A 24,122-nucleotide genomic window follows, 5' to 3' on the forward strand; every position below is an offset into this window, starting at 1 on the left:
AAGGCATAGTGCGAATGGCTATCTCAGCCCAGAAGCATTCGAACTAAAGAGCATTGCTTAGTGCCGTGTCTAGTTTTAGTACTAGAGATCACTATTAAGTGGCTCTGAAACTAAGTTTGATACTGAAAAAAATACCCAATTAATTGAGCGAATTGTGGGTTGGATATGCAATAAAGATGAAGATATAGCAATGGACTTTTTTGCGGGCTCATCGACGACAGCCCATGCAGTTATGCTCCAAAATTTAAATGATGGACTACGAAGGCGCTTTGTTATGGTTCAATTGCCAGAGCCGTGTAATGAAAAATCACTGGCATTCAAAGCAGGATACCAAACAATCGCAGAACTAAGTAAAGACAGAATAAAAGCATCAGGAAATCAAGTTTCAAATGAATGTACAGATCCACTTAAGCACATAGATATTGGTTTCAGGGTCTTAAAGATAGATAGTTCTAACATGGCCGAAGTTTACTATAAACCTGATGCTATCTCCCAAACAGATCTATTTGCTCAAGTCGATAATGTCAAAGAAGATCGCACCGAAGAAGACTTATTGTTCCAGGTGATGTTGGACTGGGGCGTCGATTTAAGTCTGCCGATTAAACGTGAAACCATTGACGGTAAAGCAGTATTTTATGTTGCTGACAACGCCTTAGTTGCCTGTTTCGACAAGAGTGCAGGTATCACTGAAGCCTTTGTAAAAACACTTGTCAACGACTCTGGCAGAGAGGGGCCTATGCGCCTTGTTTTCCGTGATGCAGGCTTTGCTTCTGACAGTGCAAAGATTAATGTTGAACAAGTGCTTAAGCAGCTTTCCCCACATACAGATGTGAAATCAATATAGGAGTGGGAAATGAAGCTTAAGTTTAAACATCAAGCCTACCAAGCGGATTCTGTTCAAGCAGTCGTTGATTGCTTTAAGGGACAGCTCCCTAATGATTCTGCTAGCCGCTATAAGATGGACCCCGGCCTTGCTAAACAAGATCATGCTGGTGCACGCCAGCAAAGTGCTGCATTCGATGAAAATGCCTTTAAAAATGCTGATATCCAGCTCTCAGCGGAACAACTGTTAACTAATCTTCATCAGGTGCAACGCCATCAAAATATTGAAACGAAGCCATCTCTTAATCAGTTTTGTGATCTTAAAGGCAAAGTACTGCCTAAAACCTACCAACCAGGAGCAGCGCTTAATTTAGATATTGAGATGGAAACAGGTACAGGTAAAACCTACTGCTACGTAAAGTCTATCTTTGAGTTAAACAGGCAGTATGGCTGGAGCAAATTCATTATTGTAGTGCCAAGCATTGCGATTCGTGAAGGTGTGCATAAGTCACTTGAGATCACAGCTGAACACTTTTTAGAGGATTACGGTAAACGCGCACGCTTTTTTACCTATAACTCTAAACAACTGCACCAGCTAGAAAGCTTTTCATCTGACGGTGGCATTAATGTGATGATCATTAACGTGCAGGCATTTAATGCTCGTGGTAAAGATGCGCGTCGTATTTATGAAGAGCTAGATGACTTTCAAAGTCGTCGCCCTATCGATGTTATTAAGGCTAACCGCCCAGTAATGATTTTGGATGAACCACAAAAAATGGAGGGTAAAAAGACCCTTGAGTCTTTTGCTGAATTTAATCCACTGTTCATCATTCGTTATTCAGCCACACATAAAACTGATCACAACAAGGTATATCGTTTAGATGCCCTCGATGCTTATAACCAGAAGTTGGTTAAAAAAATTGGCGTCCGTGGTATTACAACTAAAGGTTTGTCAGGTACTAATGCCTACCTATACCTTGAAAATATTGAAATATCGCCAAGTAAGCCACCTATCGCTCGCCTCGAATTTGAGCTAAAACTTAAATCTGGAGCGATCAAGCGCATCATTCGTAAGATGAGCAAAGGGGATAACTTGTATGACCTTTCTGATGGCCTGGAGCAATATAAAGACAACTTTGTCATCTCTGACATCAATGCAAATACCGACACTATTAGCTTCTTAAATGGCACAGAGTTACATGTTGGTGAAGCCTGTGGTGATGTAAACGAAGCTGCTTTACGCAGAATGCAAATTCGTGAAGCGGTTAAGGCACACCTAGATAAAGAGATACGCTTATTTGGTAAGGGCATCAAAGTACTGAGTCTGTTTTTTATTGATGAAGTGGCCAAGTACAGAGATTACAGCGTTGAAGATGAAAAAGGTGAATATGCACGAGTATTTGAAGAGGAGTACAACAATTTAGTGCTGGAGTATATGCCGCTAGCAACTGAGCACGGTGATACACCCTATGCAAAGTACCTCAAACGTGATGCAGCTACACAAGTTCATAAAGGTTACTTTTCGATTGATAAAAAATCAAAACGATTAATCGACCCAAAGTTTGCGGTACGTGGTGATGATGCAGGTCTAGCCAATGATGAAAACGCTACCGCAGCCTATGACTTAATCTTAAAAGACAAAGAACGCTTATTAAGCTTTGAAGAACCAACACGGTTTATCTTTTCCCACTCAGCTCTACGTGAAGGTTGGGATAACCCTAACGTATTTGTAATTTGTATGCTCAAGCATAGTGACAATACCATCTCAAGACGCCAAGAAGTTGGCCGTGGTTTACGTTTAGCCGTTGACCAAACAGGTGAGCGTATCGACCACCCATCGATTGTGCATGAGGTAAACCAGTTAACGGTTGTTGCAAGTGAGAGCTATAAAGATTTTGTTAGCGGCCTGCAACGAGATATTAGTGAGTCATTATCAGGCAGGCCAAAAGTTGCTGATGAGAAGTATTTCACTGGAAAGTTTTTTGCAACCACTGATGGCGATGTAGAGGTTACTGCTGACTTAGCTAAGCTGATCTACCGTTACTTGCTTAAAAACGATTATAGCGATGATAACGACCGCATTACTGATGAATACCATCAAGCAAAACGCGATGATCAATTAGCCAGCCTACCTGACGCTTTGCAGCCCTATGCTGAGCAGGTATTTCAGCTTATAGACTCCGTTTACTCTAGTGCACAGCTACCAGAAATTAGTGATGACCGAAAAGCTAAGCTGAACTCGCTTAACCAAAACTTCGACAAAAAGGAGTTTCAGGAGTTATGGGCCAGAATTAATCACAAAGCGATTTATAACGTTGAGTTCGACTCACAAGAGCTGATAAAGAATGCGATTCCAGTCCTAGATGACAAACTAAGGGTAGAACGACTACAGTTTGATATTGTGCGCGGTGAACAGGTTGATAATGTAGATGCCGAACAGGTTAAGTCCGGTCAAAGTTTCAAAATTAAAGAGTCAGAAACGCCAGAATATACAGCTTCGATCAACTCTAGCGTTACTTATGATCTACTAGGTAAAGTTGCTGAAGATACAAAACTAAAACGACATACAATTGCGCAGATTTTAGCTGGCATTGGTGCGCATGTGTTTGAGCAGTTTCAGCATAACCCAGAAGACTTTATTGCCAGAGCAGTAACGCTGATTAATGAGCAGAAAGCGGCTATGGTAATTGAGCACCTTGCATATGACACACTTGAAGATAAGTTTAATACCGATATCTTCACTGTGAATCAAAAACAAGACTTCTCAAATGCAGGTGATCCGCTAGAGCGGCATATTTACGACTATGTGGTTACAGACTCAAAAACTGAACGAAAGTTTGTTCAAGAGTTAGATACTGCAAAAGATAAAATCAGCGTCTATGCCAAACTACCCAGTGGCTTCTTTATCCCAACTCCTGTAGGCAATTATAACCCAGACTGGGCAATTGCATTTGTAGAAGGTTCAGTAAAGCACGTCTACTTTGTTGCAGAAACCAAGGGCTCGATGCAGTCAATGCAATTAAAAGGCACTGAATTGGCAAAAATCGACTGTGCTAAACGCTTCTTTGAAACTGTGAACGAGAAGTTTGCCAAAGATAAAGTTAAGTATGATGTAGTTGTAAACTACGACGATTTAAAACGCTTGGTGATGTGAAAATAATAACGGTTTTTGACAAACTCACGAGCAAAGAAAAAGGCTAAAGACACCTCTAGCCTTTTATTTGCTTAACAAGTTGAGCCTTTTCATCTTCACTCATTTTTTCAAGCAAGCACAGCAACTCTGCTGTGCTTTCTGACTCACAGAAAAAGTAAGCAACGGGCACACCTAATTCATCAGCCATCGCTTTTAGCGTTGCGTAATCAGGGGTGTGCTTGCCTTTCTCATAATGATTCATGCGTGCGCTCGCCGTTCCCGGTTCCATTCCTAACTGAATGCCCAGTTGTTTTTGGCTGATACCCATCGCTTTTCTTGCCTGCTTGAGCCTAAGAGGTAGCGGGCTATTTCGTTTGTCTGACACGAGTTCATTTTTGTCTGATCCTAGATAACTTAGATTGTCTTAGTTTTTTCACTTAAGGTATACTAAGGAATCCTTAGCTTTTTAGGTTGCATTGTCAAGTTTTAGCCAAATTAGATAAGAATTGAATCGATAAGAGGATGATGAAGTAGAGGAAAACAATAAGAAAAACGTCACGGATTGGCTCGTTACATATTGAAATTATTAATAATTGGTAAATACCGTGAACAAATCAAAAATCCGTATAAACAAAATACTTATTAGTATCTTAAAAAGTAAAACGCTGTCTCAATTTACCGCCATTGAGTTAAAAAAGTTGTTCATAGAACAAGCTCCTACCGCAAAAAATAAAGATGCCAACCAACTAGTGCATAGAACACTCAGCAAATTATGCCAAATTGGCTTCCTAGAAAAGCGTACTGATGGCAAAAAGGTATTATTTTCTAAGACATTAACTTTTGATGAGAGTCGCCTACACCCAAGTAAACCACGTCGTCAGACACAACAACCGAATGTGGTGAACCACGGTACAGCTCAATTACAAAAACTCAAAGCCACACTTAATCAATATCAAATAGACCTGCTTGAACACATTGGTGAAGCAGAAGAATTTAAACGGTTATTTACTGAGTATCCTGAAACTAAAACAACCCTATATTCCCGCTATATGGAAGCACGTAACTTAAGCTCATCAATCGTTGGCAAAATTAAGGCTATAGAAGCCGGTATAAATGCGCTTGAGGAGTTATGACATGAAGTTAAGGTTATGGCAGCAAGCTTGCGTAAATAAAGCGCTTAGCCTCTATCAGTCACAAAGCCACTTTATGTGCCTCGCGACTCCTGGAGCAGGTAAAACTGTTATGGCTGCCGAGCTATCAGCAAGACTCATCGAGATGGGAACTATTGATTTTGTTTTGTGCTTCTCACCATCATCTGAGGTCAATGAAAGCATCCGTTCTACATTTTCTCGTCGATTAAATAAACGTTTTGACGGTTTAATAGGAGCAATTGGTAGTGTTTATACCTACCAATCGATGCCCTCTTTAACAGCTGAATTCTGGCAGCTTCTAAATAGTCATAACGTTTTGGTTATTATGGATGAGGTGCACCATTTAAAAGGAGTTGAGCTTAATGATGCTAATGCTTGGGGTGAAGAAGTTCTTCTCAATATACAAAATAAGGCCCGATATACATTAGCCCTTTCTGGCACCCCTTGGCGTTCAGACTCTGCACCTATTGTCCTATCACGGTTTACTGAGCCCGATAATACAGTTCATTGTGATTTTATTTATGGTTTAAAGCAGGCTATTGCTGACGGCGTATGCAGGCAACCGCATATTACACTCATCGATAATGAAGAAATTAAATTAGATATTAATGAAGAATCAGAGACATTTACCTCGATAGCAGCTCTTTTAGAAGGCTCTATATACAGCTACCGTTCATTATTAAATAATCAACAAATCACGCACTATATGCTTAAAAAAGGCGTTAGTAAGCTAGAAGATGTTCGTAAAAGCACTCCCCTAGCTGGCGGACTTATTGTTGCTTCATCTATTAAGCACGCTAAACAACTTTATCAAATGCTAGTGACCGACTGTAAGCAAACAGCCTGTATCGTCACCTCTAAGTTGAAACATCCTTCACAGGCGATTAAATCTTTTAGAGAGAGCGATATTCAATGGATTGTGAGTGTTGGTATGATCTCTGAGGGCACTGATATTCCGAGGCTACAGGTTTGCTGTCATATGAGCAGTATTAAAACTGAAATGCATTATCGACAAGTATTAGGACGAATACTACGAGTCACTTCTGATGAAATTCAACAGGCTTGGCTATTCACTTTAGCTGAAACTAAGCTTACTGAATTTGCTTATCGTATTGGTCAAGATCTTCCTGAAATGCCTGTGATTACTAGTCAAAAAGCACGGCTACCAATCAATTTAGTATTATCGAATAATTCAAGCTCAAACGAACTTAGTCACGATGAAACTAACAACCTGCAAATATCTAGTTTAACGCTATTAACCAAACCTAGCATACAGTCACACTTATCTGATATTGAACAAGAAAACCACTACAATTTAGCCTTGTTAGGCAGATACAAGGAACAAATAGTTAGGATGTTTGATACTCATTTACTAAGTAACTGAGCTAAGGTCGCTGGTGCTGAAAACTCGCGCTTAATCAACATATCATCAGGGGTCATCGCATTGGGATTATAACGAGATGGCTTAATAACTTCTGAAATAAGGACCTTATCTAGTGGCTCAAGAAAAGGGTTTAAAAAAGCTGTAGTAGACCCACTAACCTGCCCCTCATAAAGTTTTTTATAAGTCTGAGCTAAATGCCGAATATCAAGACTTCGGTCACCACTCACCATCACAAGTTTTAATGTTTCTATCAGTAGGTGACTTAATGCCCTATTTTCACCTCGGCAAGCTGCAAATAATGGTATTGCAATATGCTTATCTTCAATCTTTGGAGGCTCATCAAATGGCATATGTTTGGCTAACCCCATTAAATATTGACGATAATATTTACTGTCTTTTTGAAGACTAAAATATTCAAGGTTTCTTTTACGTATTAAGCGAGATGACCACTGTGGTTCTTCAGCGATCTGTTCAGTCCAAGGCATTCCCACCAAGATAATTGGAACTCTTGCTTCTTCGCTGATGAATTTCAATTCATTAGCTATCGTTTGACGCTCTTTAGGTGTTTTAAACTCTATTAACTCTTGAAATTCATTGAAAATAAGTAGCTCTACATTCGCTCGAATTAAATTTTTAACCAATTGAGTTTTCAAATCTATTCTATAATTCGGCCCTTTTCGTTGTTGGCTACCAAATGATTCCAAATCAGCTAACATCTGTCTCAGGGTCGCATCAAGACCTTTATGACTTGAGATCCGGGTGACTAATACTGGCATAGAAGTACGGCTATATGTTTGACTAGCTAACACTCGTTTTTTATAGTTGTTAATCAGATGGCTTTTACCTACTCCTGTATCTCCGGTCAACAACATGCACTGTTGGTCTGATTGAAAGTTTCGATTTAACCTTAATTCATCGAAGTCACTAAAAATGATTTTGACTTGAGGATGCATGACAAAACAATCACTAAACCTGCGCAATTGCTCCATCTGATGAGCGGTTAAGATATTCATTCAAACCCCTCTATATCATCATCCCAGTTATCGAGGATATCACTGATATTCGGCTCCGGTTTGTTGATTATTACTGAAAGGGTGTCACTTTTTTCAAGCCTAATAGTACCTTGACCTGTGTTACTGATATCCGCGAGTTGAACTTTCTTCTTTACTGCAGAGATTTTAGCTTTCGTTTTGGATTCATCAAAGAGTTCTTGCTCTTGCTGTACTCGAGCATGAACTGCCATTCTAGCTTTAGCTAAACCTAAGTTGTCTTTAGTCTCCCGTATAATTTCACGGTTAATCTTTTTAATCACTTTATGCTCATGCAGACTCAAGCCATTGGCATATCCGGTGGTATCAGTACAAGGCACTTTGAGGTAGCCCTCTAACTCTTCTAGGTAAACATGGATATTAGAAAGATCGTCAGGGTCTATCTTTATGAGTTTTTTTATTGTGTCTTTGGTTTGCGGGTAGTGCTTACGATAATCCGCTAATGCAGTTGAGTCATACATCAACTCTTCAAATTTAAAGCCATTTCGAGTTAATGTTCTTTCATCAGTAATCCCCATCAGCACATTAAAACGTTTTTCTTCTTCCACTGTCATCTGCAACGGTGGGTATATATCAAAACCATGCTGCCACTGCTTTATTGGAATACGTGTGTCACGAGAGTCTGAATCTTGGTGATAAATATCGACAACCCAACGATGAAACTCTTCGACAAATACTGAGAAGCGCATAATGGCGTCTTTTTCAGGTTTGTAGTCCTCTTTCTCTAGAATATTTGAAAACGTTTTTCCTGGGATCTCGGTTAAAAAGTATTGGTTAATCATGCCAAAGAAACGCTCAACAAACGGCTTCAACCATGGCTTACGAACTGGGTTATATTGAATATTTATACCTGCTTCTTTACAAGCATGGTCTAAACTCTTTGACCAAAATTCAGCTCCATTATCAACAACCAAGGTTTCAAATTTTCCATAACAAGGCCAATCATTCTGAAGCTCTATTCCAACATCGTTAAGAGTTTTAGGCTTTATCGCATGCACAATAGCTTTAGCCGCAGAAACATAAGAGGGAGCTTTGTAACTCAAATGGAAGCCTAAAACGCAATTACTAAAAACATCAACGAGTAAAGTAAGGTAAGGCCTTCCCAAAGGGAGAAGTAGTTCATCATCGAGTAGGATTAAATCAAGTGGAGTATGATCTATTTCAACCCGTTCTAAAATTCGAGTTGGCGGTATATGAGAAGAACAATATGCAAACCACTGATCAGCTTTGAACTTACCATGCCTAGCGACAGCAATAGGATAAGGTGGCAGTGACTTTATTCTCTGATTGAAAGCTGTATAGGAAATTATAGGGATCTTCCCATCAACAATTGATTCATTCTCAATGGTAATGGCATCTTTATAGTACTGGTAAGCGGTCGTCACTTTAGGTCTTTTGGCATCTAAAAAGCGAGATAACGCTCGCTCAAAAAACACCTCATCACCTTCAACTCGCTTCTTTCGGTTGCCCATTTTATGGCGCTTAACAACCAAAGAGGCTAAATCTCCATTACTATCAATATAACTCTTACGCCAACGAACCACTGTACGCCAATTAGGTCGTTTTTCTGTATTGCCTTCAAACAGCTTATCAAGAATTGGGTCTAGCTTTTTTTGCGTCCAGCCTCCTGAGTTTTCCTGCTCAATAAAACTAATTAGTTTGTATTTATCGAGCGCTTTTTCTTTAAGGAAGTCAGGGAAAGTATCAAGATCTCGCTTAACTAACTCTGTATCATCTAACTTAACGTATTGAGCTGGGGTATCTGGCTTTTTGGCAGATGTAGACTCTGTGAACTCATCTTCAAAGTCCATCATGTATTACACCAAATAGATGGATTGCAAGTAAGGTCGTCTTGATTCAAATCAGCTTTGACCAAGCCTTTATTCATTAACGAATAAAGAAAAGAACGGGTTTCAGCGATCGGAAGTTTATATTCACTCGCAATATCATGAAGTTGAACTTTACCTGACTTTCGAATCAACTGGAGCAACTCACGTTGAATATCGGTCACGCCATAAATACCAGAGTATCGGTGTAGTAATTTGAGGTTATTTAAGATTGGATTTACACGGATTTGCTTGTCTGTAACGAGTATCAGCTCAGTACCAAGTAGCCGAGCAGCCTCTTTTTTAGCTACAAACTTTGCTCTAAAAACTGGATCGAATGTCTTACTGTAAGGTTTATATTCATGAAACTTTGTCGTCCCATCAATATAGCGAAGTATCGCGTCCGGTGTATAAGGTAATCTTTTACCCTCAAAACAGTAATAAAACCCTTCTGGTTGACTGCCAAAAGTCTCGATATTCTCATTATATTCATGATGGAAACATGCATCGAACTCCAATGTGCTCTCACACATTATCGTTTCGCTCACTTTTGCACTCGCGAATTTAAAAACGTTTTTATTGGGCGAAGGCTTGCGTAAATTCCGAATATACATGGACAAAACTCGAGCGACATCAGTACGCTTAGTGTATAGTTGCTCGATATTTTGTCAAATTTGTCAGTCTATGCTTTAACTTTAAATTCAAGCAATTGATTTATATGAAATTGAATTGTGTACTTAAAATACAAAACACCATTTTATGTCAAACTATGCTTTAAATTTGTCATGCTATGGTTATCTTATGTCAATGTATGCTTTCAGCGACAGCTTTTTTAACAATAATTCTTACTTATTTTACTAAGCCGTCATTGCCGCTTTTACATAAACATCGAAACGGTTTTTCTTGGTGGCAATCACCATGCTAGGTTTTGCACCATCTAAATCATCGGCATAATCAGGGCGTTTAACTACTACGCGCTTTGTGGCAAGTCCCATCGCAGGCGCTAGTAAACCATCGGCATCAAGATCGGCGCCGACTAAAGACTGGAACACGCGCATCTCTTTCTTTACTAAAGCCGATTTCTCACGGTGCGGATACATAGGGTCTAAATAAACCACATCGACTTCGGTGTTCGACGCTTTAGCTGCATCGGCTAATGAGTCAATACTTGAGCCATGAAACAAGCTCATACGCTGTTGCATCCAACTACCAATTTCAGCGTCTTCATAGGCGCGGCGCAGGCCATCTTCTAATAGCGCAGCCACTATTGGATGACGCTCAACCATTAATACCTTGCAACCAAGGCTTGCTAATACAAAGGCATCACGGCCAAGGCCTGCTGTGCCATCAACCACGGTAGGTGTGACACCTTGCTTAAGACCTACGGCTTTTGCGATTGATTGACCACGACCACCACCAAATTTACGGCGATGGGCCACTGCGCCAGAAACGAAATCCACCGAAATGCCTTTTAGCTTCGGCTCATCACGCTTAATTAGCGTCAGGATATTATCTTCAAATACCAACTCAAACTCGGCGTCTGGATCATAAACCAATCCCCAGCGTTCGCAGGCGGATTCGATTGTTGGGTAATGGCGATTAAAGAAAATGCGGGTCACAATTAGGCTCTATGTTTGAGTGTTAACCTGCAGATAATACCACTCCTCGCTAAGAAACCATATCAGCCGCCAATGCCTGTTTTGCATAAATCAGGCTTATTTTGTTGGTTTTAGCTCCTAAAAAAGCCTCAAAACAGCTCAAAGCAACTGAAATCGACCTAAAAAACTTCAAGATGCCTATAAGTAGGTAGGCGTTCACATCCTAGTCAATTTGCATCAGGCACACTTTTGCCGTCGTTGATAAATCAAACGGCAATAAAAGAAATAAAAGAGAGATAAGTGATGATGAACGCAAACAAATTTAAAACAAGCTTGTGCTACGCCACGCTTGTTGCCGCTTGCTCAATGAGTATGGTGGCATGTTCGGGTGACGACGGCAAAGACGGTGAAGATGGCCAGCCTGGCGGTAACGTTAGCACCACAGCAGAAGTGCTAACCTTAACGCTAACAAGCACCACGATTACCGACAACACCCTAAGCATCGACTTCAGTGCTGAGAACGAGCTAGCGATTCCGGTAATTAAAATTGCCGCGATTAAAGTCAATGCCGCGCAGTTACTGCCACAAATTGAAGGCGAGCGCTCACAATGGCAAAAGCTCGCAGGCGAAACTTGTTCACCCGCTAAAGGCTGTGAAGGCACCTTAGTTGATAACATGGATGGTAGTTACCGCTACACCATGAATGCAGCGCTATCTACGGGTGAAGTAAGCCATAACAGTGACTTCACTCAACGCGTGCTATTTAGCGTATTAGCAACTGACAGCCTACCAGCCACTGAAGTGATCACTGACTTTAAAGTTGATGGCAGTGAAGTCGCCGATAACCGCGGCATCATTGATGGTAGCTCATGCTTGAGCTGTCACGACGATATCGCGTCTATTAAGCATGGCGGCGCTAACATTGAAAACTGTGCTAGCTGCCACACCAGCAACAACATGGACAACCCAGAGATGGTTTGGCCGGTACTGGCTCACACCGCTCATATCGGTATTACTCCGCAAGCGCTGGGTAACTGTACCACTTGTCACGCTAAAGAAGTCAGCGAAGCAGAGCTACAAGCGACTAACTGGAACTTAGTACCAACCCGTGAAACTTGCTCTAGCTGTCACGATATGACAACGAATCCAGTGTATGACCACAGCACCCAACCAGATAACGGTAGCTGCTTGACCTGTCACTCACCAGAGAACACTTATGACGTTCATATGAGTAAGTCAGAAAAAGCGGTAGCAGAAGATCAGCGTAATATCGTCAATATCAGCCTAGAGCAAGCCAAGCTTGTTGAGCAAGACGGTGAGCATTACGCTGAAATTAGCTTCGCCCTACTTGATCGCCAAGGTGAACGTATTAGCGTTGCCAACAACAATCCTGCCGACGCAGACTGGATTAAAAACCTACAGCTTTATGTTAACTGGGGCACCTCAGTCGACTTCACCACCAGCCGTGGTTACAGTATTTTTGTTAAGAGTAACAAAAAAGACATTACCCAAGACGGTAGCGGTGATACTCCAGCAGGCGAGCGTAAGCGTACTCCACTACATGGCTCACAAGACAATGTGTTTACTTACCTAATGGGTCCAATTGTTACTCAAGACGCTATCTCAGGCGACTTGATTGATGATGCTGGTTTTATCACTAACCGCTTTATTTACTGCTTCGATAGCGCGCAAAATCTAGTGAGCTGTGATCAAGCAGGCCACACTAAAAATGCTGAAGCCAACAAGCGTTGGTTCTTTGATAAAAATGGCCTAACCGATGCGCCAGAAGCTAAGCGACCGGTGATTGTAAGCAACAAAACCTGTGGTACTTGCCATGGTTACGACGAGTTTAACGATAATACCGAGCTTGCTTGTCGTAACTGCCATAGCCGCAAGACTGAGATCAACAAAGAACTAGCCGATACCACTTGTTTCTCTGGTCACGACCATGATGAACTTGGCGAGCATATTCGTCCGTTTGAAGAACGTGCCATGGTAGCTAAAGGTAAGCCAGGCTTCTTAAGCTCAACTGCCGATATCGTTGACCCATGTTTAGCCTGTCATAACCCGAATACCCCGCCGACTCAGGCAATTCGCGAAATGCACACCAAACCAAGTGATTGGGATTATGTTGAGCAGTTAACCGTGAGCCACCCTGACCACAAGGTATGGATGCACTCATTGCATACTAACCAACGTGCGACTCAAGACCGTGAAAACGGCGTGCGTAATATTGAGTTCCCAGCGGATAAAGCTAACTGTTACCGCTGCCACGAAGGCGATACCTTTGGTGTTGACCGTCTAACAGCTGTGGGTCGTCCATTAGCACTAGATTTAGATTACAACCCGGATTCACGTGCTCACCCAGCAACAGATATCACAGTGGACGCCTACACCTCTCCGGTTTCAGCAACTTGTTATGCTTGTCACGCTAAGCAAGAAGACGCTAACGGTAAGATGGTGATCAACAAAGCCGTACGTGCTCATATGGAGCAAAACGGTGGTCGCTTTGGTGTTGCAGCTAACGAGCTACAAGTTGAATCTTGCGGTGTTTGCCACTCTATCAACAACCTTAAACAGGTACACAAGCTTTAAGGTGAAACCAAAAAGTAATTGATGTCCCTGCAAAAGATATCAAGCAGCCCAACGTTTTACGTTGGGCTGCAACTTTTTAATCAAGCGCAAAATTACCCTGTTAAACATTCCGCCAGCATTTGGCACTTGTATGTGTAAATCGATTTTATCAAAGCGACAAACTTATGCGCCAGCTGGCAACCTTGATGGAAAGCTGGAAGTGGATCAAAGTTTACGGGCAAAGATTTCCTCAGAAATAGACCTAAGAATATACTCAATTAGATACCTGTTTTATAAGAGAATGCCTGTGCAATTAACACCAACGCTAAGCTTAAACGTGACTCAACAGTACCTTATTGATGCTGAGGACTCGTCACGTATTGAACTCAGCTATGCCGAAACAGCCGTTCTGCAATTGATGCTTAAGCATCAAGGCACTCTCATTACCCGCGAGGCCTTACTAGAAGCTGGTTGGCACGACCGTGTGGTTTCCCCCTCATCATTGCAGCAGTGCATTAGCGTGTTGAGAAAAAAACTCGCCAACTATCCAGATATTGAGCTAAAAACCATTCCTAGGCATGGTTATGTATTGCACTTAGCAGCAAAAGACTCAGCATCGACAAAACTCTTGCGACCTAAAGCCGCCGTGCTATTTGCTATCGCAGTCATCCTGTTTGGGCTATTAGTCGGCTACGCTTATTTTACTCATCAACAAGCGCCTTACAGCGAGAGCTACATCAGCAGCAAATTAAGCCAAGCCGCGGGTGATATAAAGGTTCTTACGCCTGCTGCAGATAAAGCATTGAGCGGAAATGAAGTTAACCAGCGCCTAAGCAATCAAATTGGCTATGAACCAAACTGGCAAGCACCTTTCAAACAATTTAGTAGCTTTGCACTGTTAAATCAGCAGATGGACAACTTTGCTATTTGCCCCGATTACCAAAACAATCAATGTAGCGGTAATCAGCTGATCAATATCAGTAGTGAAAAAGACCACGGTAGTCAGCTGGTGTTATCAGACTTTTTGACCACCAAAATACGTATGGAGCAAAAAACCTATAATAAGCTAACCCTACCTGAACTGAACAAACATCGGGGCGATCTTAAAGAGCAGATCTATCATGGCGATTTGTACTTCTCTATTGATGACCACCGCCTTGTTCGCAGCGACATTCGTATTTCATTAGTCGATCTCGCGCCAGATAACGGCATCTTCTATTTCGCCGCCTGTATCACCGATGAAGACTGCTATACCACACCGATCCGTTACGAGATCCGCGGTCAATTTAAGCGCACCACCGAAAAATGGCAGCAGCGCAGAGTCGAGCGTTTCGATATCGACGTCAGTAAAACCACGCTGTCTTCCCCGAATGCCCTATCTGACACCGCGCAAACCATCTACCTCGCGCTGAGAAAACAACATTTAACTCAAGCAGAGCTAAGCTTTTATCGCATTTATCAAGATGACGGTACCGCTGTTTGGCAACTGCCGTTGGTGAACGATAACATCATGTGGATGCAACGCCAGACACTCAAATTATGATCCCTTGCCTGAGTTGATATATAATCTAACCTCTGTTCCTTTAGGCTAAAAACTCCATGTTAAGTTATCGTCACGGCTACCACGCTGGCAATTATGCCGATGTTCTCAAGCACGCTATTTTGCTACAAGTGCTTAAACTCATGCACAAAAAAGATAAGCCAATGGCTTATATCGACACCCATGCAGGCGCAGGCGGTTATGCATTAACTGACGAGTTTTCAAAGAAAACCGGCGAATACCTAGACGGTGTTGCCAGACTTTGGGAAAGAACCGACTTACCAGAGTCTTTAGTGCAGTACATCGAAGACGTAAAACACTTCAACCAAGGTAAACAAGAGTTAGAATTTTACCCTGGCTCACCTGCTTTTGTTGATATGAACATGCGTGAAAAAGACCGCATGGTATTGCACGAACTACACGGTACTGACTATTTAACCCTTGAAGAACAATACACTGGTGATCGTGCAGTTCGTGTTATCAAAGGTGATGGCCTTAAAGGTCTGATTGCTGCTGTGCCACCACTTGAGCGTCGCGGTGTGATTTTGATCGATCCAAGTTACGAGATCAAAACCGACTACCAAGATGTTGCTAAGGCAATTATTAAAGCTCACAAACGCTTTGCCACTGGCGTATACATGCTGTGGTATCCGGTTGTGGATCGCGAGCAAACCGAAGGCATGCTTAAGCTGCTTGCTGAAAGTGGCATCAAAAACCAATTACGTATCGAGCAAGCGATTAAGCCGGATAGTAATGAATTTGGTATGACGGCAGCCGGTCTGTGGATCATTAACCCACCATGGCAGCTAGATACTACCGCTAAAGAGATGCTGGATTATTTAGAACGTCGCCTTGGCCATAACGGTGGCAAAACTATCGTTAAGCAAGAAGTGCCTGAGTAAAAGATAGAGCCTAGGAAAGCAAAGAAAGGTCCTAGGCGCGAGGCTCTAGACCCTAGGAAAAGCTAAGACGGAAAAGCAACAATCAAAAGATGTCTGTCTCAACGAGTCAGTTTTGACCTTGCTTTTAAGCTTTAAGCTTTTCCTAGCAGGTGCGTAGCACCGCCCTAGCAGTGAGCCTACGAACGCCCTAGTACCTGATGCCTATAAGTACTCTTGACCATCATTAACTTGACGGCTAAACACGCCAAAATGGCATTGATGATCCCAACCTCAGTATCTCTATTATTCGCTGATGCAGCGGAGCTACCGCCAATCACTTGTCGTTGTTCTCTTTGCTCAGCGTTACCGTGAGCAGCGCTAACAAAATCACAGCCGGCATTAGTCACTGAGTTTGATGAACAGCCCGTTGCCACAATACTCATCAGCATTATCATCACAGTCCTTTGTACTGCTTTTGCCTAAACCTTTGCACCAATCTCTTCTCTCCAATTCCTGATAAAGCCAACAAGCTGCTACCAGCATCAATATGATTATGTTTACTCACATGTGTCACTGAAACTAATGTAATACTGAATGTAACTCATCAAACAGCCAGTGCATCACCGGGCCGATTTGCTTATCTCGGCGGTTTACCACGCCCATTTCCACCAACAATGGCTCGGTAATATATTCGGTTGAAAGCTCTTTTAGAGCTTCAATGTACCAGTCTGATTTAGCCACATGTTCTGGCACTAACGCCCAACCTACGCCCTGTAAAACCAAAGCAACAATGTAATAGTAGCTATCGATATACCAATAATTTGCCGATAACGTTGCTGTTTGTGACTGCCCGGTAATATCGCAAATAGCCAACTGCCTATATTGCATCAGCTGCTCTAATGTCGGCGCGGGGCAAGCAGCTAAAGGGTGAGAGGGGGCGACCACCAAACTTTGTTTAAACTGACCAATCGACATAAAATCGAGCGAGTCTGGCAGCATGGTCGAGGAGTGAAACATAATGCCGATATCGGCGCGCCCGGCATCCACCCATGCACCAATATCTTCTTGCGAACCATTGATGATGGTGAGCTTCAACAGCGGAAACTGTGTCGATATACGCTGAAATAACGCTTCAAATGCTGTCACCGGCACAGCTTCATCCATGGCAACAGTCAGCGAGATCTCCTCACCTGAGGTGACCGTCATTGCACGGGCATTTAAGCGTTGGCATTGCGCTAATACCGATTGTGCTTCGATAAACATCTCTTCACCAAGTGTCGTAAGCACTGGTAGCTTGGCGCTACGATCAAACAACTCAAAGCCAAGATCTGCCTCTAAGTTACTCACCGCGGTACTTATACGCGACTGCGCTTTACCCATTTTTCGCGCCGCAGCGGAAAATGAGCCTAGCTTTACCGAGTTTACAAATGCATTAAGCTCATCAATCGTCCAGTTCATCGTTCACTCGCTCGTCTATACCAAAAACAGATAGTAACTAACTTTATTCAATCTTAAATACAGAGTAACTTGCCGAGCTTTATTGTTCAATATTGATATTCCTATGTTAGATCCAAGCATCGAAAACACACAGACTCAGTCCATTAGCCGCACATTCTGGCGTTATACCTTGCCAGCCATTGCCGCTATGTTAGTTAACGGTTTATACCAAATCGTCGACGGCATTTTTATTGGGCATTACATAGGGTTTGAAGGACTAGCTGCAATCAATATGGCTTGGCCAGTGATCTACTTTATGGTGGGTTTTGGCATCATGGTGGGTATGGGCAGCGGTAGCTTATTATCGATTCAGCGAGGCAAAGGTGATACCCGCGCCGCGCCAACCATTTTAACTAGCAGCTTAGTGATTATGCTGGGGTTAGCTGCCATATCGACTACGATTTTAATCGCTTGTAGCGATCTATTTCTTAAGGCTCAAGGTGGCGCTGGCAACACCTTGGTCATGGCGCAGGAGTATATTGGCGTATTCACCTGGGGCGCTGTAATTACCGTAGTAGCGTCAGCGATCCCTTTGCTGATCAGAAATGATGAAAGCCCAAACATTGCCACTGGATTGATGGTGTTAGGCGCTGTGATCAATATTGCTCTCGACTATCTACTGATCGGCGTATTCAATTTTGGCTTATTAGGTGCAGCAATGGCGACCATCAGTGCACAAGCTGTTGTGTGTATTCTTGGCCTTATCTATTTTTGCTCAGTTAGAAGCAGCATTAACTGGTCAGCAAAATTTAGCTGGTTTAACGCCTCTTTTGCCAAGCAAATCGTACTGCTGGGTTCTTCCAGCCTATTTATGTACTTGTACACTAGCTTTGTGTTTGCGCTACATAACCGCTTATTCACTGAGTATGGTACGCCGCTAACCGTTGGCGCATTTGCCATCGTCGGCTACTTGATGGTGTTGTACTATCTAGTGGCTGAAGGCATTGCAGAGGGTATGCAGCCGCCAGTGAGTTACTACTATGGCGCTGAGCAGCATGAAAACATCAATAAGATGCTAAAACTGTCGGTAAAAGTAACCTTAATTGCCGGTACCAGCTGGGTGTTACTACTCAACCTATTACCTGAAACCATGGTTGGCTTGTTTAACAATGACGATCCATTGTTAATCGCAACTGCGATTGATGGCATTAAAATGCACCTGTTCGCCATGCCGCTAGATGGCTTTATCGCGCTATCCTCAATCTACTTTATGGCGACTAACCAAGGCGTTAAAGCACTCGTCATCGCTTGTGGCAATATGCTGATCCAGCTGCCATTTTTAATGATATTACCTAAATTTTTGGGCGTGAATGGCGTGTGGATGGCGATGCCATTATCTAACATTGCTTTGTGTTTAATCGTGGTGCCTATGGTGTGGTTAGATATCCGCTCTCGCGCTAAGCGAGCGCATACTCTGCCGTTAAACCAAGCCGCTATCGCTTAATCTTAGGCTTTTCGATAGCGCTTAAGCAGTATTTGTACTCGCTCTACATACGCTTGAGTTTCTGGGTAGGGCGGGATGCCTTTAAACTGCTCTACCCTTGATGCACCAGCGTTATAAGCTGCGCAAGCTAAAGCAATATCACCATCAAACCGATCCAGTAATTTGGCTAAATAACGGCTACCCGCAAGGATATTCTCTGCGGGATGAAAGGCGTTATTGACCCCGAGTTCTTTTGCTGTTGCCGGCATTAACTGCATCAAACCTTGTGCACCGACTTTTGATATTGCGGCTGGCTTAAACGCTGATTCCGCATGGATCACCGCACGAATAAGTGCAGGATCAAGTTGATAGCGTTGAGCGGCAGTGGCGATCTGCTGTTGATAAAGCGTGGTAAATAACGGTATTGAAGACCAATTAACATTGGACTTAGGTGAACAGGCATAGCAGTCAAACAGTAATACCTGATAATGACCCTGCTGTGGCGCTCTGTCGGAAAAAGCCAATCCACCATCTACTGTGCGGTAGTGGTAAACCCTATCACCCTGCTTAGCTTCTGGGGTTACATTAAGGCTTACTTTGCTTGCTTCAATAGCTTTACCTAAGACGCTTTTATTCGATGGCTTTGCCACAAAATGCGGTTTACTCGTCTCAGCTTGAGCTGTTGCAGCTAATAAATATATAAAAACTAACAAGCATCCTTGCTTCATCATAATCCGTTCGATTGCTCTAATTGCAGTACATCGACTATAGCAAACAGCTGCTTCATCTCTCGATTTATCTGGCTAAATTCATATTCAAAGGTCGCTGGTTTGAAAATTGATGCCATCTCAAAACGATCCTCTTTACTGCCGAGCATAATAAGCAATTTATTACGGTAAAAGGCGCATTGGATCTTATGACCAAAGCTGGCAGACAAGGCCTGTAAACGTTCCATAAAACTGACCGTCAGTAGGTAACGCGCCTCAATTTGGTCAGTGGAAAATACATCGAATTGTTTTTCAAAAATCGGATCTTCTAACTTAACCCGCTCTAGACCTTTGAAAGAATCAGATAAGAAGTTAACCAAGCCACCGCGGGTTTTAACCACCACAGTGTGGCCGCGAAAATCTTTATGGCTACTGAGCTCTATCATGACACCTTTAAACACACTAACAGTATCAGTCGATTTATCACGCTTTACTTGCTTGGTCAGGTGCAACTCGTTTAATGCAACCTCAATACCCTTGTAGGTGCCCTGCACATAATCAGCAAAGCTAGCATCCTCATAGTAAGGCAATAATTTTGAAGCCTTGAGTACTGACAAACTCATTTTATGCTCGGCACTGAAAATGAAATCTTGGCCAAAATATTTAAAAATAAGTGGATAGATTTTGAGCTTTACATCTTTTTTATAATGCTTGATTGGGTTGTACAGCCACCAGCCGAAAGGTAGAGCCAAAATAACAAGCCCGACTAGGTAAACCAATAACGGCTCTGATAAGCGCATATATGGCAAAATCATAAAAGCTAAGACGGCAAGGGCTAAGTAGATAGCACTGCAAAGATATAAACGTTGACGGCAGGCTTTGAGGCTCGCTACCCGTGCATTTTCAAATTTGCTGGTTAGCGGCTGTAAATGCTGCAGATAATAAAGCTTAAATTGCTCTATTTCAGCAGGCTTAGCCACAAGACTATTGGTACTGCGAGCAGCCTTAATGGGCGCACCAAACAGGAAAGTGGCCAAATTCATATTATGCCTGCGCCTCCCTAATTATTGATACGTTATACCACTAAACCAGCACAGGAAAACCTGCGGTAAATATCATTACTTTAGGAAATCAGCCGCATCCACCGGCGTTTTAGCCGCTTCATCAGCCTCATAAAAAGGCATCACTTTAACGCTAGCCATAGACGCAATAATCGAGCCGGGAAAAATCTCCACTGCGGTATTTAACTCTGAAACAGCCGAGTTATAAAAACGACGAGCTGCAGCAAGCTGCGCTTCAACTTCGTTATAAGTTTGCATGGCTTGCAGCATGGTATTGTCAGATTTTAGCTCGGGGTAATTTTCAACGCTGACCATCAACTGCGACATTTTCTGGTTCATCTTTTCAGCGACTTGCAGGTGATTTTTAACTGACTCAGGATCAACGGCATCGTAGCCTTTGGTCGCCAACGCTCTTAATTCAGTGATTTCAGTCAGTAAGGATTTCTCATGATCCATATACTTCTGCGCAATTTTGAGGATGTTCGGCACTAAGTTGGCGCGCTTTTTAAGTTGAACATCAATGCCAGACAGGGCTTCTCGACCAGTGTTACGTTTTTTGATTAAGCTGACATACCATAGGTAGCCCATAATCAAAGCTAAGCCTAATACCAACAATATCCCTTCCATTTATACGTCCTATTTTATTCTTTTTTATTGTAATGGCGTCGCCCTCATCAGCATGGAAAAGACTAAAGCGATAAAAATACCTTGTACATTTATAACCCATACAACGCCTGATTATAAGGGGACACCTGACTTTACGACGATATAGTACAAGAGGCTATCTATGTTACTTTTTAACCACCTCGGCAATAAACCTAACTAAAAACAACTAAAAATGCCTTAGTAAAACTCTAGCTAATCAAACTTAACCCATTAATTGGTGTTAACAAGTTGAAAGTAGGACACCATGCAGGTTATTTATACACACTAAGATTAAATAAACTTTAAAATCAATAACTAAAATAAAAAACAATAAGGTGTTTTTTAAGCACTTATAATCCTAACACGCTGAAAAGCCGACATTACCCTACTAAAAACTTAAACTAAATGGCACTTTTATTTAACTTTACGCTTACTTTACCATTTAACTAAGTTTCCATCTTACTAATACAAGCTATTGATTAGTCTTAATAAATACCATAGTTCGTTTATTCAGTTTTAGTACAGCTACATAGGTCTATATTGGTATCACTCCTTCAGGACAGTAGATTAAAAGATCCCCTTCGGACTCACACTATGTGGGTCTTTTTTTTACCCAAAAATCACAATTAGACGAAAACTGATAAGCGTTAATTAATAGCGGTTTGCGATTCAGCTTTGATACAGCAAGCACTGGTTATAGTGATCTCAATCCCAACGGAAGTATCTAATCATCCCTTTTGGACTCATCCCATATGAGTCCATTTTTTTGCCTAAATTTCACTAGAAAAAATAAGATTAATAACTGTTAATAAAAGATTTTTGTACCATTCAGCTCCGATACAGCAGCCATTCGCTATAGTGACTGCAATTCCAACCGAAGTATCTAATCAATCCCTTTTGGACTCATCCTATATGAGTCCATTTTTTTGCCTCAAAATACGGCACAAACCAGTCTAAAACCTTGCTAAAAACCACATCCTAGCTCGACTTCTATGTTTTTGTTACCACTGCTAAATAGCCCGATTTAAGGTTTAATTAATTTTATTTATCCATCATGCCACATTGGCTTAACAAGAAGCGCTTATTAGTAGCTACTCTCGCCGCACATAAGTAGAATAAAAATAACAAAATAATAATTATTAAAGGAAGACCTTTATGAGCTCCAATAATGGTGGCAGCCTGCCTTTGCCAGGTGATGTCCCTTCCGATCCCAATAATCAGCCTAGTGGCTGGTTTGTCCGCTTCCTTAACGTAGTTGAACGCCTAGGTAACTTGCTACCTCACCCTATTACGCTTTTTGCCATGTTCTGCGCTGCAGTTGTAGTGATTAGCGGAATCGCTGGTTACTTTGAATTAACCGTTGTCGATCCACGCCCAGAAGGTGCATCAGGTCGCAGTGCCGATGGGTTAATTCATGTAGTCAGCTTAATGAATGCCGAAGGCCTTAGAATGATAGTCTCCAACTTGGTGACTAACTTTACCGGCTTTACCCCTCTAGGCACCGTGCTTGTAGCATTATTGGGTGTAGGTATTGCCGACCGTTCAGGCTTATTATCTGCCGCGATGCGTTTACTGGTTATGGGCGCATCTAAGCGCTTAGTTACAATGACCTTAGTCTTTTCCGGTATCGTTTCAAACACCGCATCTGAACTTGGCTATGTAGTACTCATCCCAATGGCCGCGATGATCTTCCACTCGTTAGGACGTCATCCTCTCGCCGGTCTTGCGGCGGCATTTGCTGGTGTATCTGGCGGTTACAGCGCCAACTTATTGCTTGGCACAGTGGACCCTCTGCTTTCAGGGATCACCGAAGCTGCAGCGCAAATGATCGATCCTGACTACCTAGTTGGCCCAGAAGTAAACTGGTACTTCATGTTTGTCTCTACCTTCTTGATCACCTTCTTAGGTGCATTCGTTACTGAGAAAATTGTTGAGCCAAAGCTAGGCAAATATGATGCTAGCGAAGCTGCAATTGATCTTAGCGAACAGAAGATGGATACCGTTAGTGCCCTTGAGAAAAAGGGACTAAAAATCGCCGGCCTTGCGGTATTAGTGATGTCTGCACTACTGGCGTTAACCATTATTCCTGAAGGCGCTCCGCTTAGAAACCAAGAGACCGGCTTAGTCGCTGGCTCGCCATTTCTAAAAGGAATTGTGGCATTCATTTTTGTGTGTTTTGCTATTCCTGGTCTGGTTTATGGCCGTGTAGTGGGCAGCATGAAGCGCGATATTGATGTCATTAACGCCATGTCTAGCAGCATGAGCAGCATGGGCATGTACATTGTTTTAGTGTTCTTTGCTTCGCAGTTTGTGGCTTTCTTTAAATGGACAAACTTAGGTGCTGTGCTAGCTGTATCTGGCGCTGATGCACTCAATGCCATTGGTTTAACCGGTCCGCTAGTATTTGTGCTGTTTATTATGATGTGTGGCTTTATCAACTTAATGTTAGGTAGTGCTTCTGCCCAGTGGGCGGTAACAGCACCTATCTTCGTACCTATGTTGATGCTAGTGGGTTACGCACCAGAAACTATTCAGGCGGCTTACCGAATCGGTGACTCGGTGACTAACCTCATTACGCCGATGATGAGTTACTTTGGTCTCATTTTGGCTGTTGCTTCGCAGTACAAAAAGAACCTAGGTATTGGTACGCTAGTTGCCACCATGCTGCCTTATTCAATCGTATTCTTCATCGGTTGGACCTGTTTCTTCTTTATCTGGGTATTCGTGATTGGTCTACCTGTTGGGCCTGGTGCGGCGACGTATTACACGCCTTAACGGTTACCCGTTATTTAAGATAAAAAAGGCTTAGCGATTTATTTGCTAAGCCTTTT

18 protein-coding genes and 1 pseudogene are annotated in these 24,122 nt (G+C 42.4%); 9 read left to right on the forward strand and 10 right to left on the reverse strand.

The window, feature by feature from the left end:
• Nucleotides 1–121 precede the first annotated feature (121 nt).
• Both L2748_RS01600 and L2748_RS01605 read left to right on the forward strand, forming a co-directional pair.
• Nucleotides 122–844 (forward strand): annotated as a pseudogene (locus L2748_RS01600) (DNA methyltransferase); the annotation flags it as partial.
• Nucleotides 845–853: 9 nt separating this feature from the next.
• A complete protein-coding gene (locus tag L2748_RS01605) occupies nt 854–3,976 on the forward strand; it encodes a type III restriction-modification system endonuclease (RefSeq protein WP_220783438.1) in 3,123 nt (1,040 codons plus the stop codon).
• A 55-nt stretch (nt 3,977–4,031) separates the two neighbouring features.
• Here L2748_RS01605 and L2748_RS01610 read toward each other — a convergent pair whose 3' ends face one another.
• Nucleotides 4,032–4,340: a helix-turn-helix domain-containing protein gene (locus L2748_RS01610; protein ID WP_220783439.1), complete on the reverse strand. Its 309-nt coding sequence runs from the start codon at nt 4,338–4,340 to the stop codon at nt 4,032–4,034.
• Nucleotides 4,341–4,560: 220 nt separating this feature from the next.
• Here L2748_RS01610 and L2748_RS01615 point away from each other — a divergent pair, with 220 nt between their 5' ends.
• Nucleotides 4,561–5,088, forward strand: a complete 528-nt coding sequence (locus L2748_RS01615; RefSeq protein ID WP_220781620.1) for a hypothetical protein — start codon at nt 4,561–4,563, stop codon at nt 5,086–5,088.
• A gap of 1 nt (nt 5,089) precedes the next feature.
• Nucleotides 5,090–6,490 (forward strand): DEAD/DEAH box helicase, encoded by a 1,401-nt coding sequence (locus tag L2748_RS01620; RefSeq protein ID WP_220781591.1) that lies wholly within the window; start codon nt 5,090–5,092, stop codon nt 6,488–6,490.
• Here L2748_RS01620 and L2748_RS01625 read toward each other — a convergent pair.
• From L2748_RS01625 to L2748_RS01640, 4 genes are all read right to left on the reverse strand, one after another.
• A complete protein-coding gene (locus tag L2748_RS01625; protein WP_220781592.1) occupies nt 6,472–7,503 on the reverse strand; it encodes a TniB family NTP-binding protein in 1,032 nt (343 codons plus the stop codon). The two genes, L2748_RS01620 and L2748_RS01625, sit on opposite strands and share 19 nt — an antisense overlap.
• Nucleotides 7,500–9,353, reverse strand: coding sequence for a Mu transposase C-terminal domain-containing protein (locus L2748_RS01630; protein WP_220781593.1), 1,854 nt, complete (start codon nt 9,351–9,353; stop codon nt 7,500–7,502). Before L2748_RS01630 ends, L2748_RS01625 begins: the two co-directional genes overlap by 4 nt.
• Nucleotides 9,350–9,979, reverse strand: a complete 630-nt coding sequence (locus tag L2748_RS01635) for a TnsA endonuclease N-terminal domain-containing protein (protein ID WP_220781594.1) — start codon at nt 9,977–9,979, stop codon at nt 9,350–9,352. The genes L2748_RS01630 and L2748_RS01635 overlap by 4 nt, the downstream gene beginning before the upstream one ends.
• A gap of 243 nt (nt 9,980–10,222) precedes the next feature.
• On the reverse strand, nt 10,223–10,987 hold the full coding sequence (locus L2748_RS01640; RefSeq protein WP_373317220.1) for a class I SAM-dependent methyltransferase: 765 nt from the start codon (nt 10,985–10,987) through the stop codon (nt 10,223–10,225).
• Nucleotides 10,988–11,266: 279 nt separating this feature from the next.
• Between L2748_RS01640 and L2748_RS01645 the strand changes: the two genes are divergently transcribed.
• From L2748_RS01645 to L2748_RS01655, 3 genes are all read left to right on the forward strand, one after another.
• Nucleotides 11,267–13,558, forward strand: a complete 2,292-nt coding sequence (locus L2748_RS01645; RefSeq protein ID WP_220781596.1) for an OmcA/MtrC family decaheme c-type cytochrome — start codon at nt 11,267–11,269, stop codon at nt 13,556–13,558.
• Between the two features lie 280 nt (nt 13,559–13,838).
• Nucleotides 13,839–15,080 carry a winged helix-turn-helix domain-containing protein gene (locus L2748_RS01650; protein WP_220781597.1) on the forward strand — a complete coding sequence of 414 codons (1,242 nt, stop codon included), beginning with the start codon at nt 13,839–13,841 and terminating at the stop codon, nt 15,078–15,080.
• A 56-nt stretch (nt 15,081–15,136) separates the two neighbouring features.
• Entirely contained in the window at nt 15,137–15,979 is an 843-nt protein-coding gene (locus L2748_RS01655) for a 23S rRNA (adenine(2030)-N(6))-methyltransferase RlmJ (RefSeq protein ID WP_220781598.1), read from the forward strand.
• Between the two features lie 176 nt (nt 15,980–16,155).
• Here L2748_RS01655 and L2748_RS01660 read toward each other — a convergent pair whose 3' ends face one another.
• Together L2748_RS01660 and L2748_RS01665 are read right to left on the reverse strand one after the other, a co-directional pair.
• Entirely contained in the window at nt 16,156–16,407 is a 252-nt protein-coding gene (locus tag L2748_RS01660) for a hypothetical protein (protein ID WP_246616175.1), read from the reverse strand.
• A 130-nt stretch (nt 16,408–16,537) separates the two neighbouring features.
• Nucleotides 16,538–17,416: a LysR family transcriptional regulator gene (locus tag L2748_RS01665; RefSeq protein WP_220781599.1), complete on the reverse strand. Its 879-nt coding sequence runs from the start codon at nt 17,414–17,416 to the stop codon at nt 16,538–16,540.
• A gap of 103 nt (nt 17,417–17,519) precedes the next feature.
• Between L2748_RS01665 and L2748_RS01670 the strand changes: the two genes are divergently transcribed.
• The gene (locus tag L2748_RS01670; protein WP_220781600.1) at nt 17,520–18,899 is read left to right on the forward strand and encodes an MATE family efflux transporter; all 1,380 of its coding nucleotides are present in this window, start codon (nt 17,520–17,522) and stop codon (nt 18,897–18,899) included.
• Nucleotides 18,900–18,901: 2 nt separating this feature from the next.
• Here the strand turns inward: L2748_RS01670 and L2748_RS01675 are convergent, their stop codons facing one another.
• The 3 genes from L2748_RS01675 to L2748_RS01685 all read right to left on the reverse strand — a co-directional run bounded on the left by L2748_RS01675 (nt 18,902) and on the right by L2748_RS01685 (nt 21,273).
• On the reverse strand, nt 18,902–19,609 hold the full coding sequence (locus tag L2748_RS01675; RefSeq protein ID WP_220781601.1) for a lytic transglycosylase domain-containing protein: 708 nt from the start codon (nt 19,607–19,609) through the stop codon (nt 18,902–18,904).
• Nucleotides 19,606–20,628, reverse strand: coding sequence for a DUF3137 domain-containing protein (locus L2748_RS01680; protein WP_220781602.1), 1,023 nt, complete (start codon nt 20,626–20,628; stop codon nt 19,606–19,608). The genes L2748_RS01675 and L2748_RS01680 overlap by 4 nt, the downstream gene beginning before the upstream one ends.
• A gap of 75 nt (nt 20,629–20,703) precedes the next feature.
• Complete coding sequence (locus L2748_RS01685) at nt 20,704–21,273, reverse strand: LemA family protein (RefSeq protein WP_220781603.1); 570 nt, start codon at nt 21,271–21,273, stop codon at nt 20,704–20,706.
• A 1,173-nt stretch (nt 21,274–22,446) separates the two neighbouring features.
• Between L2748_RS01685 and L2748_RS01690 the strand changes: the two genes are divergently transcribed.
• Nucleotides 22,447–24,066 carry an AbgT family transporter gene (locus L2748_RS01690; RefSeq protein WP_246616176.1) on the forward strand — a complete coding sequence of 540 codons (1,620 nt, stop codon included), beginning with the start codon at nt 22,447–22,449 and terminating at the stop codon, nt 24,064–24,066.
• The last annotated feature ends 56 nt before the right edge of the window (nt 24,067–24,122 follow it).

It is taken from the genome of Shewanella sairae (assembly GCF_023283535.1).
Taxonomy (GTDB): Bacteria; Pseudomonadota; Gammaproteobacteria; order Enterobacterales; family Shewanellaceae; genus Shewanella; species Shewanella sairae.